The sequence below is a fragment of the Pedobacter sp. NEAU-ZC8 genome (assembly GCF_059278965.1).
Window position 1 is genome coordinate 216,180 of the sequence record NZ_JCAJXC010000003.1, and the last position, 16,332, is coordinate 232,511.

The window sequence follows — 16,332 nt, forward strand, 5'->3', positions numbered from 1 at the left end:
TTTTCATCCCATATAGGATTTTACACTTGAAACAACCGGAAGGTAATTTCGGAGACATACCGCAACCAGTTAAGTGATACTTTGTATCACACCCATTAAAATTAAACACAAAAACTCCTCATGGTATAACAATATTTGAAACATTTCTGCCTTCTAAAATCTATAAAGCCCTGATCACTAGTAGATTAAATTAATATTTTGATAACTTTATGTCTGAATGACTATTTAACCTTGACATTTGATTAGATTTGAATCAATTCTTTTAAATCAACTTAATTTATCATGGAAATAGCAAATCGGTCTAAAGAGGAAGTGACATATACTGCAGATGAAGCATATAGAGCGTCACTTATATATTTCAAGGGGGATGATCTTGCCGCCAGAGTGTGGGTGAACAAGTATGCGTTGAAGGATTCCTTTGGAAACATCTTCGAGAAAACTCCCAATGACATGCATCGACGAATAGCAGGAGAGGTGGCTAGAATTGAACAAAAGTACTCTAACCCTTTGTCTGAGGAAGCTATTTATGAGTTGATTAAAGATTTTAAATATATCATTCCTCAGGGTAGCCCAATGACCGGAATTGGTAATCCCTACCAGATTGCCTCTTTATCTAACTGCTTTGTAATCGGGAACGAAGGTGATTCGGATTCTTACGGAGGCATCATGAAAATAGACCAGGAGCAAGTGCAGCTGATGAAGAGGCGCGGTGGTGTTGGTCATGATCTTTCCCATATCCGCCCCAAAGGGTCGCCGGTTAAAAACTCGGCGTTAACCTCAACTGGTATTGTCCCTTTCATGGAACGCTTTTCAAACTCCACTCGTGAGGTAGCCCAGGATGGAAGAAGAGGTGCCCTCATGCTTTCAGTTGCGATTAAACATCCCGACTCAGAGGGTTTCATTGATGCTAAACTGGAACAAGGAAAGGTTACTGGTGCCAACGTTTCTGTACGGATAGATGATGAATTTATGGAAGCAGTGCAGGCCGGGAAAACCTACAAACAACAATATCCAGTTAATTCTGCAGATCCACTTTATAGCAAAGAAATTGATCCAGTGGCACTGTGGAAAAAAATAGTCCACAATGCATGGCGTTCTGCGGAGCCAGGCATTTTATTCTGGGATACCATTATCAGGGAATCCGTTCCGGACTGCTACGCAGATTTAGGTTACAATACAGTTTCAACGAATCCCTGTGGCGAGATACCACTTTGCCCATATGATTCTTGCAGGCTACTTGCAATAAACCTATTTTCCTATGTGGAGGCCCCATTTACAAAAGAGGCTTACTTTAACTGGGACTTGTTCAAAGAGCACATTCATGCCTCTCAGCGCATCATGGATGACATTATCGACTTGGAACTTGAGAAGATTGATGCGATTTTACAAAAGATTGCAGATGATCCTGAAGATGAAGAACTTAAACGTACAGAAAAAAACTTGTGGATAAACATCAAGAATAAGGCTAATGAAGGCAGAAGAACCGGAATTGGCATTACCGCAGAAGGAGACATGCTTGCGGCAATGGGACTTCGATATGGCAGTGACGAAGGAACCGCCTTCGCAATCGAGATCCACAGGTTTATAGCGATCGAGGCGTATAGAGCTTCTGTAAACACAGCGAAAGAAAGAGGAGCCTTCGGAATATTCGATGCTGAAAGAGAGAAGAAAAATCCTTTTATACTCCGTTTAAAAGAGGCCGATGCTCAGTTATATTACGAGATGCTAGAGCACGGTAGACGAAATATCGCCCTGCTCACCATTGCACCTACGGGTACGACCAGTTTGATGTCGCAAACCAGTTCTGGAATTGAACCTGTATTTATGCCGGTTTACAAACGCAGGCGCAAGGTTAATCCGAATGATAAAGATGTTCGTGTAGACTTCGTCGACGAAGTTGGTGATTCTTGGGAAGAATATGTGGTATTTCACCATAGATTCAAGCAGTGGATGGAGGTCAATGGAAAGGATCTTACCAAAAATTACACACAAAAAGAACTTGATGACCTTGTTGCACAATCTCCATATCATAAGGCAACATCTAACGATGTAGATTATCTTAAAAAGGTGAGAATGCAAGGTGCTATTCAAAAATGGATTGATCATTCTATTAGCGTCACGATCAACATGCCGGCTGATGTTACAGAAGAGGTGGTAGGTGAACTTTACATGGAGGCGTGGAAGTCTGGCTGTAAAGGTGTCACTGTCTACCGAGACGGTTCACGTGCAGGTGTACTGATCTCGAACACAGAGAAAAAGGAAGAAGCAGTAGCCGAAACTGCAGAACGTGTTTTTCCGACTACCCGGCCCGTGATATTGGAAGCTGATGTAGTTAGATTCCAAAATAGTAAAGATAAGTGGATTGCTTTCATTGGCCTAATAGACGGCAAACCATATGAAATATTCACGGGATTCGCTGATGATGAAGATGGAATTCTAATTCCACGCTGGGTAAATGATGGAGTAATAATTAAGAATCGTGACGCAGATGGTAATTCACGTTATGACTTTCAGTACAAGAACAAGCGTGGACATAAAACCACGATAGAGGGATTGTCCTACAAGTTCAACCCTGAGTATTGGAATTACGCAAAGTTAATATCGAGCACACTTAGACACGGCATGCCAATAGAGAAAGTTGTTGACCTGATAAATAGTTTACAGCTGGATGAGGCGATAAACACCTGGAAAAATGGGGTAGCACGCGCCCTAAAGCGTTATGTACCTGATGGTACGGAAGCAAAAAAACAACTTTGCCAAAATTGCAACTCTACAAACCTTCAATATCAGGAAGGTTGCCTGACATGTAAAGACTGTGGGTCTTCTAAATGCGGCTAAGATCAGTCGGATGAAAGCAGAAAAGCAGATGTGATTAATATTATATCTGCTTTTCTGTTTTTTAGTATTCTCTTGTCACGACATTTAACACTTAGCCGCCCGAGCAAGTTGTACCACTTTATTGCTTAAGCTTTCACTAAGTCTATCAAAACTAATTCCGACGCTATGTTTACACCGGCACGGTATACCTGTAACTCAACAGCAGATATAAAGCTGAAATGAAGACAGTTGCACATCATTTCACAATAACAGCCACACACTTCACAATTCCCAAAAAGGTTCGTTTATTTAAAGTTCTTAACTTAAATTCACATCAGTAAGAAGCTCAAAAACTGATTCTGAATCCATAATACAGAAAACGAGTCCTGTTGGGACTGACAAAGGGCGAAGCCGTGTTTCAACATCTAACAAACCTCCAAAGGACGAATATGCAGGTCTGCAAACGCTCCTAATAACTCAATAGTTTCACCATCAATACAACTTAGCACATTCACAAATCTTAGTTCCACACGGATTTGAAACGGCTATGATCAGCCATTCTCAAAGATGTAAGCTGAACCGATTCTGCTAGCAACAACAACTTCATATAGACAATCTTATTATGGTCAATGTAGGAATAATTGGCTTCGGCTATTGGGGCCCCAACTTAGTTAGAAATTTCAACCTTGCAACCAATTGCAGAGTTGTCGCTGTCGCTGATCCACGTCCAGAACGATTAATGAGCATGAGCAAGCTGTACGCGAATATCAAAGGGTACAAGGACGCTAATAGTTTAATTTACAGTAAGGATATTGATGCTGTAATCATTGCTACACCAGTGTCGACGCACTTTCAGCTCGCAGAATTGGCTTTGATGCAGGGAAAACATGTGCTTTTGGAAAAGCCGATGACATCCTCTATAGAGGAGGCTGAAATCCTTATAAATCTTGCCCGGGAGAAAAATTTATTGCTGATGGTAGACCACACCTTTCTTTACACTGGGGCGGTTACAAAAATGAAACAGTTAATCGACAGTGGTGAACTCGGAAGCATTAAATATCTAGACTCTACACGAATAAACCTGGGACTGTTTCAACCAGACATTAATGTACTATGGGATCTGGCACCACATGACATCTCTATCCTGAACTATTTAATTGATGAACAAGCGTACAGCGTGAACGCAACTGGAATTACACATACCAGCAATGAAATGGAGAATATTGCCTACTTAACTGTCAACTATAAATCAGGCTTCATAGCACATTTCAGTTGCTCATGGACCAGTCCCGTGAAGTTGAGGACAATGCTAATTGGAGGCGACCAAAAAATGATCTTATACAACGACCTGGAACCGACAGAAAAGGTAAAGATTTATGATTCAGGATATAAACATTCCAGGTTGCAAGACAAAAATAGTATTCTGGTCGACTACAGGATCGGGGACATACATGTACCAAAATTAAATACAAATGAAGCACTGCTGGAAATGGCAAACGACTTCATTTTCTGCATAATAAACAATAAAGAGCCAAAATCCTCTTCAAACCTGGGTTTAGCGGTCATAAAAATCCTAGAGGCATCCAACAAGTCTATTAAGCACAATGGATGTGAAGTCCTTTTAAACGAACTGTTGCCTGAAGAAAACCATGTACCTGCACCTATTTTAACTAACTAGATGAAAAGAATTACCATAAACAACGAGCGACAAAGCATTATAGACGTGGATTTAGGAGATAATGTTCACATCTATAATTTCGTTAACGTCTACGGCTGTTCCATAGGTGATGGAACCAAAGTCGGATCCTTTGTGGAAATTCAAAAAGGTGCCAAGATTGGCAAGAACTGCAAGATATCCAGTCACAGTTTTATTTGTGAAGGCGTGCACATCTCGGATAATGTTTTTATCGGCCATAATGTCACCTTCATTAATGACCTTTTTCCGCGCGCCACGGACCAGAATGGGGCTCTTCAAACTGAGGAAAGCTGGACTTGTATCGAAACCTTCATAGCTGAAGGGGCTTCGATAGGTTCTAGCGTCACGATCCTATGCGGGGTTAAGATCGGAAAGAATGCATTGGTTGGTGCTGGTTCAGTGGTCACCAAAGATATTCCAGCAGACACCGTTTACGCAGGAAATCCCGCCAGATTTATCAAATCACTAAATCAAATAACAGCTTAGATGGAAACAGTAGCATTCAGGGACACGATATCCTGCCTGGACCTAAAGAAACAGCATCAACAAATAAAAGAGGAGATGTTTCTTGCTTTCGAGAAAGTTTATGATAGTGCCGCTTTCTCCGGGGGCACATTTGTTGAGGAATTTGAGCAGGCGTTTGCTACTTTTTGTGGCACTAAACACACTGTTGGAGTAAACAATGGCACATCGGCTTTGCAACTCGCGATGATTACGTTGGGCATCGGGCTGGGCGATGAGGTCATTGTACCGGCAAATACCTTTATTGCTACAGCCTGGGGAGTAACATACAGCGGAGCAACGCCCGTATTTGTCGATTGCACACCGGACACGTGGCAGATAGATGTAAATGCAGTTGAAGAGCAGATCAATTCCAGAACCAAAGCTATCATTGGGGTGCATCTATATGGACAGCCATTTGATATAAAAGGCATTCAGGAACTGTGCATTAAACACAACTTGCATTTCATCGAAGATGCGGCCCAAGCTCAAGGTGCTAAATTCCTTGGTCAGCCTGTAGGGAGCTTCGGTAATCTGGCATGCTTCAGCTTCTACCCCGGGAAAAATCTGGGTGCTTGCGGAGAAGCTGGCGGAATCACTACAAATGATGACCGCATTTATAGGCAATTGTTAAGTCTGCGTAATCATGGATCCTTGATTCGATACTATCATGACGAGATAGGGTACAATATGCGAATGGGGGGGCTTGAAGCGGCATCCTTGCAAGTTAAGCTAAGGCATCTTCCAGGCTGGAATCGCCGACGAAAGGAAATTGCTGCACGGTACCAGTCCGAAATCTACAATACCAAGATAACCATGCAAGCGCAACCTGACTGGGCAGATTCTGTTTATCATTTGTTTGTGGTACTCACTGAGGACAGGGATGGACTAAGCGAATATCTTAAGAAACATCATATACATGCCGGTTTACACTATCCTGTACCTTGTCATCTACAAAAAGCCTATTCACATTTGCAGTATAATTCAGGTGCATGTCCAAATGCTGAATATCTAGCTCAACACTGTCTTTCACTCCCTATGTACGCTGAATTGAGTGATTCGGAGGTGTCCTACATAATCGAAACAGTAAACACCTTTTAAACTGCAGATACTAAGCAAGCTTTTGCAGAATCCTAAAATTTTGGAATATGAGACTTTCTGTGATCATTCCTGTTCTGAACGAGCAGGATAATATTGATATGTTGGTCGGGGAACTAAATACTTTTTTTCTCCAAAGAACTGATTACTCCGCAGAGGTCCTCTTTGTAAATGATGGCTCAACCGACAACACCGTCGAAAAGCTAAAAACTGCAAAACACTTCTCGTATGTTGCCAGAATTATCAGCTTATCCAAGAACTTCGGTTCACATGCAGCTTTGAGAGCTGGGATTGAACGTGCAACTGGAGAATACATCACCTTTATGTATGCAGACTTGCAGGACCCGATAGAGCTGTTAGACAGCATGGTTGCCAAAATTAAAGATTCTCAAGCCGATATATGCTGGGCTTACCGCAACTCAACGGAAACGACTAGAACGGAAAAGCTTTTTTCCAAAGGATACGCATACATGATGCAAAAATATGCTGTATCGAACTTTCCAAAAAATGGATTTGATATTGTGATGTTCAGCCGAAAGGTTCAGAATTGCCTCAACAATAATATTGAAAGTAATTCATCCATCTTCATTCAGGTACTTAGCCTCGGTTTTAAACAATCAGCTGTCACCTATTACAAAAAAGCGAGACTTGTCGGAAAATCTAAATGGACGGTTTCTAAAAAGATAAAGCTATTCATCGATTCGTTTGTAGCGTTTTCGTTTGCACCGATACGGCTGGTATCGCTAGTCGGCATAACATTCTTTATTCTCGGTCTAATTTGGACTGTCTATATTGTTGTTCGCACGCTCCTGTTTAATGATTTGGCAAGTGGCTGGCCTGCACTCATGTCCGTTCTTATGCTTGGCTTCGGAATTACAAATATATCGCTTGGCATTATTGCCGAATATTTATGGCGGACACTTGATGCGAGTCGAAAGCGCCCAGTGTTTGTAATTGAGGAAGCAACGGACCTAAACATTTTATCCAAGGCTAAGGCGCCTGAAGAAATACACGTTTTGTAAGATGCAGTTAACAATTTTTTATATACTGGTTTACGCCACCTTTAATGTCTGTGGTGCGGCTATTGTCAAGCTCCAACTAAAGCATATTAAATTGGCCGGCTGGCAAGATTGGGTGAGCCTTTTTTTAAATGGCCATTTTGTGGTTGCCGCACTATTCATCATTTTCTCTGCGCTAGCCATGTTTAAAGCACTATCAGGCAGTCAGTTTTCATTTGTAATTCCTATCGCCACGGGCATAAATTTTTTGTTAACCGTCGTGGTCGGCTACTACTTATTTCAAGACCGCCTTTCTTTTGGCTCTTACGTGGGGCTCCTGTTCATAATAGCCGGAATTCTGATACTGAGCCTGAATAACCAGGCGCAAGCCTAAACGCGACATGCGCTGGTTCAATGCTCAATTCCCTGAGGTTAGAACGACTTCACATGAGACTAAAATTAACCGAACGACTAATGGCGAAACGAAAGCTGGTAATCTTCCCCTATAATGGGAATGGGATTGAGGCCCTGGATTGCATAGACCATGAGGTATATGAAGTGATTGGCTTCATTGATGATGACCAAGGAAAGTGCTCTTCCAACCACAAGATATTCCGGAGATCGATTATCGAAGATTATTCCGAGTTATTGGTGTTGGCAGTGCCCGGGAGTCCATCTTCATTCCGGAACCGTAATGAAAACATCAACTCGCTAAAGCTAAACCCGGATCGGTTTATCACGGCAATTCATCCGAGAGCTTCTATCGGAAGAAACGTAAGTATCGGTTACAATTGCCTGATCATGGCTGGCGTTGTTATTACAAGTAATGCAATAATCAAAAATCACGTATGCATATTGCCAAATTCAGTCATTCATCATGACGTCAAGGTGAATGACTATACGCTTATCGGCAGTAACGTGGTGATCGCCGGTGGCACAAGCATAGGGAAGAACTGCTACATCGGAAGTGGTACAAACGTCATTAATGGAGTACAGATTGGAGATAAGGCCTTGGTTGGCCTTGGAAGTAATGTTATTAGAAGTATATCTGAGAACACTACTGTCGCAGGAAACCCGGCGCTGTTACTTGAGTCCAAAAATAATCTCCATACCCTTCCACCAAGGGCACAGCTAGAAGGGTTAGAACAGATCCCAAAACATTAAGTCAACATGAAACATATTTTAGTAACAGGAGGTGCTGGCTTTATTGGCTCTCATTTAACAGATAGACTGCTGGAGAGCGGTTACCGCGTGACCGTGTTGGATAACTTATCCAACGGATCTTTGGAAAATCTCGATCATGCGCAAAGTTATAGGGATTTCAGCTTTATTCAGGGAGATATTTTAAGTAAATCTACTTGTAGAGAAGCTATGCAAGCGGTAGATTTCGTGTTTCACTTGGCATGCCTTGGCGTACGTCATTCCATTCATAGTCCATTCGAAAATCACAGGGTAAATGCTGAGGGGACTCTAAACATCTTAGAAGCGGCCCGAAATGTAGCAGTCAAGCATGTTTTTTATATATCAACTTCAGAAATCTACGGACGTACGACTAACTTCCCCATAACAGAAACGGCTCCGACCCATCCGCTGACAGTCTACGGGGCGAGTAAACTTGCTGGAGAACACTATGCCAATGCCTACTACGAGTGTTATAAACTTCCAATTACCGTTCTAAGGATCTTTAATAATTATGGACCTAGAGCCCATTATGAAGGTGACGCAGGCGAGATCATCCCCCGGAGTATCGTCAAAATACTATATGGCGAAGCCCCAGTTCTATTTGGCAAGGGGGACATCACAAGAGATTTCTTCTTTGTAAAGGATACTGCATTGGCTTTACAGACGCTGCTTGATATTGCTGAAAGTGGTCAGCAAGATGAGCTGACAGGCAAAACTTTTAATATCGGGACTGGGCGGGAGGTCTCTATGAAAGACTTACTTGAAAATATACTTGCTAAAATGAGGAAATCGGATCTTGGAATCAATTTCAGGCCTGAACGACCCGCTGATGTACCTCGCTTGTGGGTGCGACCAGATAGATTTAAGGCACTTACCGATTTTGAGCCTTCTTATTCATTTGACCAAGGCATTCAAGAGACAATAGCTTACTACACGGAAAGGGTATCCTATCAAAATCTTCTGAGTGATGTTCAAGAAATAAACTGGATAAAGTAGAGATTATGATACCAATAGCAAAACCTTACATTACCGAAGAAGATGCGAAAGCAGCTTACGACACCATTTTGACTGGATGGATAACACAGGGTCCTAAAGTGCAGGAATTTGAAGAGAAATTTGCTGCCTATACAGGAGCGAAATATGCCGTTGCCGTGTCCAACTGTACAACAGCTCTACATCTTTCCATGATCGTAGCCGGCATCACGGTGGGCGACGAGGTAATTTGTCCCTCCTTAAGTTATATTGCAACGGCAAACGCTATAACCTACGTTGGTGCCTCCCCAATCTTTGCGGAAGTGGAACCCGGAACATACAACCTTGATCCCGTAGATGTTGAACGACGCATCACTTCAAAGACAAAGGCCATATTAGTAGTTCACCAAATTGGATTTCCTGCAGATTTGGATGCCTTTCAAGCACTGTCAATTAAATATAATCTGACAATTATAGAAGACGCGGCCTGTGCTGCAGGATCAGCATACAAAGGAGGTAAAATCGGCAGCCATTCGGACCTTGTATGCTTTTCATTTCATCCACGCAAGGTCATTTCTACTGGTGATGGTGGAATGATCACAACAAGTAAGCAAGACTATTATGAGCGGCTTAAAATGTTACGCCAACATGGAATGTCTGTAAATGACAGAATTCGGCATGAGTCAAAAGAAGTTGTTTTTGAAGATCATGTAGAAGTTGGTTACAACTATCGAATGACAGATATCCAGGCGGCGATAGGAATAAAGCAGCTGGAGAAACTGGATTGGATCGTGAATGAACGACGCAAAGTTGCAAGGTTTTATAATGAAGCGTTTCGGGGATTACCATACATAAAACTGCCGACTGAGCAGAATGGGCGGTTTAGTAACTATCAATCTTACAGCATCTATTTGAAAGCGGGCTACGGGTTAAAAAGAAACGAACTCATGCAACTGTTGCTAGACTGGGGCATCGCTACGCGGAGAGGAGTGATGACCACGCACAGGGAATCGGCTTACAAACGGTCCCACAAAGAGGTTGTACTACCTATATCGGAGGATATGCAGGATAATTCTATCATACTACCATTATACGTACCTATGGAACAGGAGGAGGTAATTTATATTGCTGAGACATTTTGTGCCCTGATTAAGAATCCAAAAGCATTTTCGGCGAAGGTTGAAAATTTCTAGGCCTCCTAGTGATCTAAAATGCAATATGACGGCACTCGCGATTAGCGGAACCGTAGTCACCATTAAGATGCAAGAATTGTGGGGAGGAACTGCTCACACATGATCCCATGCCAATTAACTATTTATAGCCGAGATCATACTTCACAAATCAGGTGGCCTTTGCGATCTATCCAGAGAGCGGCACCAAAAATTTAACAAATCGAAAAGCTTTCAAATTCAATGATGATCATAAAAGCGCTTCAAACGAATAACTATAATCCGATTCGCCACAAGTACGAAGATAAGGCAAGCATAACTAAACTGATTTTCCTCACTTGGTTCATCCTAGCAGCCATTTTGTGTTTGGTAGAAGCAAGTACGTTAGATGTCTTACCTAGCTTAATGCAAGATGAAGCACAGATTACCGACTACGGCAGACTCACACTGGATCCACTAAGCCGGTGGTCTGTAACCTGGTGGGTCGCCGGCGACAAACCGCTTCTACTCTGGTCTTATTTGGGGCCGGTCTTTGCAGAACTTGGTTATCAGTTTGGCGGTACTTCCGGAGTGGGGCCCCGTATTGTTGCCTTAATTGGTGGCCTTGCAGCAGCGACAGTTGCATTAGCCTGGCTTATTCAACGAAAGGTTCCTGCAGCGTTCGCGGGCTTACTCGCCTTGGCTTTTTTGCTCGATCCTTTATTCACGCTTTCACAGCGGATGGCCAGAACAGATAGTTGGGTGATTGCTTTTTGCTTAACATCATGTTGGCTGCTGCGGCTTTCCAGCAATAAAGAAAGAACAACGAGAATACTTCTGGTGATGCTTGCAGGCGTACTCGCTGCTTTATCCGCTTTTGTATGGCCTTCCGCTTTGTTCCTTTTTCCACTGATCCTTGCAGAGTTTTTAAGCTCCTTTTACGACGGACATTTTACCAGAAGCTCTTTACAAAAAACAGGCAAGCTATTTCTATATTTCGTTATTGGAGGCTTACTTACCTCGATATTGCTTCTTATCCCTATCCGGCATCAACTAACGACAATTTTAGAGGATATGAAAAATATGGTTGCATTGAATGTTAATGCAAGCAAAACATCCTTCGAACGCATCTCTGGTATTTTCAATTATCAATCCTGGGCTAAAATCGCGAAGGCATTTATAAAAACGTTAAGCCCTTTTTTACCATTACTAGGTGTATGGGCGCTGTTCTTCAGACGGGAGCGGGGTATCATACTAGCTTTCATATTTACGTTGATCATTATTTTAACGACCCTTGTTTACGAATTCCGTCTTTTATACCTCTTGCCATATTTTATGGTGCTAACGGGCAATCTTTTTCTAAAAGCAGAGCGTAAATCAGTCAAACCTGCCGTGCACCGAGTAAGTGCCGGTTTGTTAGCTTTTACAGTGCTTTGGTCCATATGCATCTCGGTAGTTCTCCGGTCAGCCTTCGCTTACCAGGATGGTGCCCAACGTGAAAGGAACCTAATAGAAGCGGCCGCAAGATCAGCAATTGGCAGTGGTAATCACAAGGTTTTTTTAGCCTTTACCTACGAATTCTACTTCACGGGCAGATCACTTGGCTGGGAAATGTATACCCCATACATTCAGTTTAGTTTTGACGATGATGGTAATTGGATTAGGGAAAATGATTTCAAGCCAAAAGACAGGTTCATGAAACTCCTGGCACAGATGGATTATGCAATTTTCTCCGGAAGCGAACTTGATGAAGATCTCAGCGCCCAGCTGAGGTCTTCTGGACTAGATTATCATGGCGCCATTCATATCGGCATGCAACAAACTAAAGGTAACATTACCAGTTCCGATAGGAGCATAGGAGGTATTTTTAGCTGGTATATACAAGGTGCTCCAAGCTATGGGCCATACATGCTTTTTGCACGTGCTGACAAGAAAGCACGCCCATCAACGATCCTGGTACAAAAAAGCCAATAGTTAGATTAATAATTCTCCATCGTCGTTACGATCGCAAACCACTGTGGAATTGTAATCATATAATCAAAAACCAAAGAACATATGAATATTGCTTTTTGTAACAATAGGTTAGGCTTAACGGGACTTCGCGTTGCGCTTGCCTCGCTTATTCAAAATTGTTCGGATTCAAGCAAGTTGGCCCTTTGGTTTCTTTGTGCAGGTCATAGCGAAAAGGATAAGAGGAACATCGAAAAGCTCTTGAATCAGGAAAGATTTGGAGGCAAGTTCTCCTTTATTGATTTCGACCCTTACTCAACATTTGGTTCCTTCCGGTCCTTGCATGGTGACTGGACAAGTTACGGTAGATTATTACTCGTTGACTTCATTCACGAAGATCAAGTCCTTTATCTAGACTCTGACCTGATAGTAGAAGAAGATGTTTTGAAAATTGATCAATTTGATTTCAAGGGATACTTTTTAGCAGCAGTAGGAGGAGGAAAATTTAAGTTTACCTATGGAAACACTTTCTATACAGAAAAAGTAGGTTTAAATCCAGAATTAGAATATTTCAATGCTGGTGTATTGCTCTTGAATTTACGAGCATGGAGAATAAGGAACATAAAGGAAGAGTGTTTGAAAATTGGAAGACAACATGCATTGGAACTCCCATCAGTAGATCAATCTATACTTAATATTTTGTGTTCCGGTCAGTTCGCAAAGCTTCCAAAATCATTCAATTGCGAATGGTCTCCAGTTGCTCAAAGGCCAGAAACTTCCGCGAAGATGATACTTCACTTTGTCGGCTCCCCTAAGCCTTGGGACCCTTTTGCATTTCTAATTCACAGTGGCTACCAAACCTGGTTGAAGTACGATCGTAAAAACTGGATCTCAAGATTAGGTAGTGTAACTACTGCTGATCTCGTAAGAGCATGGAATATTCGAAGATCATACGTCCGTTCATTTAAGGACAAACTTGTTCACTAAGATCTAAATACTATTGGTCTATGGAGACCTTAGGCGTACAAATCAAGGCTGACACTTCTTTGCAATAAGCCTTGTAATCATACTATTTCTTTTAAATCTAAATACTCCCAAGGCCACCCTCAGCTTCGTTTCCTGCCCGCGGTGTGACTTTCCTAAAAGAGTTAACCTCTTCATTTACCAAACAACCTGTTTGTCCTTCACTATAGCTGCTTTTCATCTACATCGGTAGATTCTATTGCTTCCCAAGTAAGCTGATGGGTGTTATGCTTCCAGAACTGCCGCCGCAGGCTTAATAAATCAAACCTTTCCCTTGCTAATTTCTTGGCATTTTTTGATATCAAAGAGTAACCATCCAACAAATTGGTGATTGTTGCTTTCAATTCTTCCGCATTCAATGAGCTACAATTTTTAGAGGCGTTGTAGTTTCTCAACAGGTTACAAGCTGCACTGTCTTCTGGCCCATGATACAAGATCGACCCAGACGCACCGAGATAACTCACCATTTTAGTAGATAAACTATACAAGTAGAAATCCGGAAGATTGAATTTCATGGGTAAATATAATATATCGGCCTCGTCCATTTCACGCTTTACATCTTCATCAGACACGAAGTCTTTAAGGTAGCGAGTTTTGAAAGATCTGTTTCTTAAAAAGGCTAACTCCTGCGTTCCCCTAAGTATAAGTTCACACGATACTCCATCTCTATTTAACAGTTCAATTGCTTCTGCTAATGTTTGAAATAGTGGATGATAATCGTTATGCAGTAAACCTGCGAAATATATGCGAATAGGTGAATTCTGGATAGTTTTTGGGGTAGAAATTTCAGCTTCCAACACGCCATCTGTAATTAATTCATAGTCCTTTGTACCAAATAACTTCTGATACTCTAAACCTAATTCGTTTGAAATCATCAACCGCCGATCTGCTCTCTGCCAGAGTTCATGCGTCCCCTCAAAACTCCCTACTGTCGAAAAGTGATCATGAAAGGAAACCCAAAGGGGCTTACCGGAAAATTGTTGATTGCATAGTACACTAGAATAGGACCCGTGGTCAATAATATGAATTACATCACAGTCTATCAACGACGCAGCACGAACAATCCTCCTAGCATTATAATTGTGGAAGACATTATCCCTCAAAAATGCCACAAAGGTTCTTAAATGCCATCGCATCCAACTTCTATGTAATGGGAATGCCGGTACGGCTACCTCCCTGATAGATCCCTTTCTTACTGGACCTGCAACTGCCTTAGCGTATAATGTAGTAACATCCTTTTCGTGACCTGCATAAAGGCGTCTTAAAACCCGGCCAGCACCTCCATTTTCGTAAAGAGAACCAGGTTGAAGTGAAAGCAGCTTAATTGGCATATAACTGAATGATTTAATGCTAGAATATACAAGTTTTAGCTTATAGTTTTTGAATCATTTTGACGAATGTTCACCTGTCAGGTGAATCTTGTAAATGGCAAAGAAAAAATGCATAAACAGTTGAGAACAACTGATAAATAGTGTAAACCAAAGCACCCCAATTAATGTAGATACGTTGAAGAGAAGCACACCAATTACTAGAAATAAGATATTGTAGGAAATCGAAATCATTGGCTTGATTATCCAGCCCCGGCTAGCATATAATCCAAAAGCCGTTGAAACTAAAAGCGTGACATTACACCCTAAAAAGTAAACGAACAGTTCTCTTTCTAAATGGAAGTAAGTCGGCCCTAGCACAAAAAGTAATTGGCTGGAGAAAGTAAAGACAAGCATTTGTACAATACAAGTAATGGCTGCCATGCAAGTAAAAATCTGCAAAAATCTAGTCAGCAGGAGTCTTCGATGAGGCAGCAATCTGGCGAATCGGGGAACGACAAGCGTACCCATCATAACCAAAAGTACATTTAAGGCCATTCCTAGTCTGGAAAGCGCCCCACTGGCCGCCAATGATGAAGTATTTCCGAATATGGAAAGAATCCAGATGGTAATCTGTCCTGATAGGCAGTAATATATCAGACCTGGTAAACTTCTCTTAACTACAGCCATAATTTCAGCTTCAACCAAAGGGTCAGCAGCTCTTGCCTTGGCGACAAATTTATCTGCGATAGTCCTAAGTTTTATGTTACCGATGATCCTGGGGATACCAGCCGCTATCACAGCAATAAAAGCCCAGGGAAAGAAAAACAAGAGAACTGCAGATAGCAACAACCTTGATAGACCAACCGCCATTTGATTTTGTTGTAGGGGTTTAATGTCTTGATGTAGCTTCGGTACGATTTCCAGAAGTGAGTCCGACAAGGATGCATAATACGCAGGAATAACGGAAAGGATGATCAATAAAGTTACCAATAAACTTGCATTTTGATGGAGTAGAAGGTAGGCGAAAGCAGGCACAATTAGGACTAACGTGATCAGCGAGAATTTCCGTCTTAACTTCATACCGGTGAACAACACGGTGCCCAATTTCTCCGGATCATCCCAGACCTTCCCGCCCTGTGACATCACGCCAGTCGAAATGCCTCCATCAGCCAAAAGTGACATCATTCCGATCATGGCATTGGCTAAGGTGTAGAATGCATACTCCTGAGGTGGAAGAAGTCGAATTATTACGATACCTGAAATTAAACCAACAACTTGGATAGAAAGCTGAGCGCTACCCGTGATTAGCGTCAGTTTAAGAAATGTTAAAACTTGTTCATACTTAGGATGCGTCTTAATTTTATGGAGCGATAGAATCATTTTTGCTTTTTAATGATTGTGAATAAATCAGACAGAAAAGATCTCCTTGCACAATAGCTGGATTATCTGTTACAATGCCAAATTAACTTAACACAGATCCATTTTGAAAGCAATAACACACTCGCTAATAGGCACATCAATATAGTCATCTATTATCAGATGTATATCTTACTTGTGAAAAAAAAGGGATGGAAAATAGAACTTACTTAAACTGGTTTTTAGATGATGTATGCCATCCTAATCAAGGTAATTAACGG

13 protein-coding genes are annotated in these 16,332 nt (G+C 41.8%); 11 read left to right on the top strand and 2 right to left on the bottom strand.

The window, feature by feature from the left end:
• The first annotated feature begins 282 nt into the window (after positions 1 to 282).
• From AC5WJX_RS04140 to AC5WJX_RS04190, 11 genes are all read left to right on the top strand, one after another.
• Positions 283 to 2,838 (top strand): adenosylcobalamin-dependent ribonucleoside-diphosphate reductase, encoded by a 2,556-nt coding sequence (locus AC5WJX_RS04140; protein ID WP_494483476.1) that lies wholly within the window; start codon positions 283 to 285, stop codon positions 2,836 to 2,838.
• A 601-nt stretch (positions 2,839 to 3,439) separates the two neighbouring features.
• On the top strand, positions 3,440 to 4,495 hold the full coding sequence (locus AC5WJX_RS04145; protein WP_494483477.1) for a Gfo/Idh/MocA family protein: 1,056 nt from the start codon (positions 3,440 to 3,442) through the stop codon (positions 4,493 to 4,495).
• A complete protein-coding gene (locus tag AC5WJX_RS04150) occupies positions 4,496 to 4,999 on the top strand; it encodes an acyltransferase (RefSeq protein ID WP_494483478.1) in 504 nt (167 codons plus the stop codon). It abuts the gene before it with no gap.
• Positions 5,000 to 6,115 (top strand): DegT/DnrJ/EryC1/StrS family aminotransferase, encoded by a 1,116-nt coding sequence (locus tag AC5WJX_RS04155; RefSeq protein WP_494483479.1) that lies wholly within the window; start codon positions 5,000 to 5,002, stop codon positions 6,113 to 6,115.
• A gap of 47 nt (positions 6,116 to 6,162) precedes the next feature.
• Positions 6,163 to 7,134 (top strand): glycosyltransferase, encoded by a 972-nt coding sequence (locus AC5WJX_RS04160; RefSeq protein WP_494483480.1) that lies wholly within the window; start codon positions 6,163 to 6,165, stop codon positions 7,132 to 7,134.
• 1 nt (position 7,135) lies between these two features.
• Positions 7,136 to 7,504 (top strand): DMT family transporter, encoded by a 369-nt coding sequence (locus tag AC5WJX_RS04165; protein ID WP_494483481.1) that lies wholly within the window; start codon positions 7,136 to 7,138, stop codon positions 7,502 to 7,504.
• 53 nt (positions 7,505 to 7,557) lie between these two features.
• Positions 7,558 to 8,274, top strand: coding sequence for a NeuD/PglB/VioB family sugar acetyltransferase (locus AC5WJX_RS04170; protein ID WP_494483482.1), 717 nt, complete (start codon positions 7,558 to 7,560; stop codon positions 8,272 to 8,274).
• Between the two features lie 6 nt (positions 8,275 to 8,280).
• Positions 8,281 to 9,288, top strand: coding sequence for an SDR family NAD(P)-dependent oxidoreductase (locus AC5WJX_RS04175; RefSeq protein ID WP_494483483.1), 1,008 nt, complete (start codon positions 8,281 to 8,283; stop codon positions 9,286 to 9,288).
• Between the two features lie 5 nt (positions 9,289 to 9,293).
• Positions 9,294 to 10,457 (top strand): DegT/DnrJ/EryC1/StrS family aminotransferase, encoded by a 1,164-nt coding sequence (locus AC5WJX_RS04180; protein ID WP_494483484.1) that lies wholly within the window; start codon positions 9,294 to 9,296, stop codon positions 10,455 to 10,457.
• A 381-nt stretch (positions 10,458 to 10,838) separates the two neighbouring features.
• Complete coding sequence (locus AC5WJX_RS04185; protein WP_494483485.1) at positions 10,839 to 12,386, top strand: hypothetical protein; 1,548 nt, start codon at positions 10,839 to 10,841, stop codon at positions 12,384 to 12,386.
• Positions 12,387 to 12,467: 81 nt separating this feature from the next.
• Positions 12,468 to 13,349, top strand: a complete 882-nt coding sequence (locus AC5WJX_RS04190) for a glycosyltransferase family 8 protein (protein ID WP_494483486.1) — start codon at positions 12,468 to 12,470, stop codon at positions 13,347 to 13,349.
• A 200-nt stretch (positions 13,350 to 13,549) separates the two neighbouring features.
• On the opposite strand, the gene AC5WJX_RS04195 is transcribed toward AC5WJX_RS04190, so the two are convergent.
• Both AC5WJX_RS04195 and AC5WJX_RS04200 read right to left on the bottom strand, forming a co-directional pair.
• Positions 13,550 to 14,716, bottom strand: a complete 1,167-nt coding sequence (locus AC5WJX_RS04195) for a glycosyltransferase family protein (RefSeq protein ID WP_494483487.1) — start codon at positions 14,714 to 14,716, stop codon at positions 13,550 to 13,552.
• A gap of 54 nt (positions 14,717 to 14,770) precedes the next feature.
• A complete protein-coding gene (locus AC5WJX_RS04200; RefSeq protein ID WP_494483488.1) occupies positions 14,771 to 16,075 on the bottom strand; it encodes an MATE family efflux transporter in 1,305 nt (434 codons plus the stop codon).
• Positions 16,076 to 16,332: the final 257 nt, after the last annotated feature.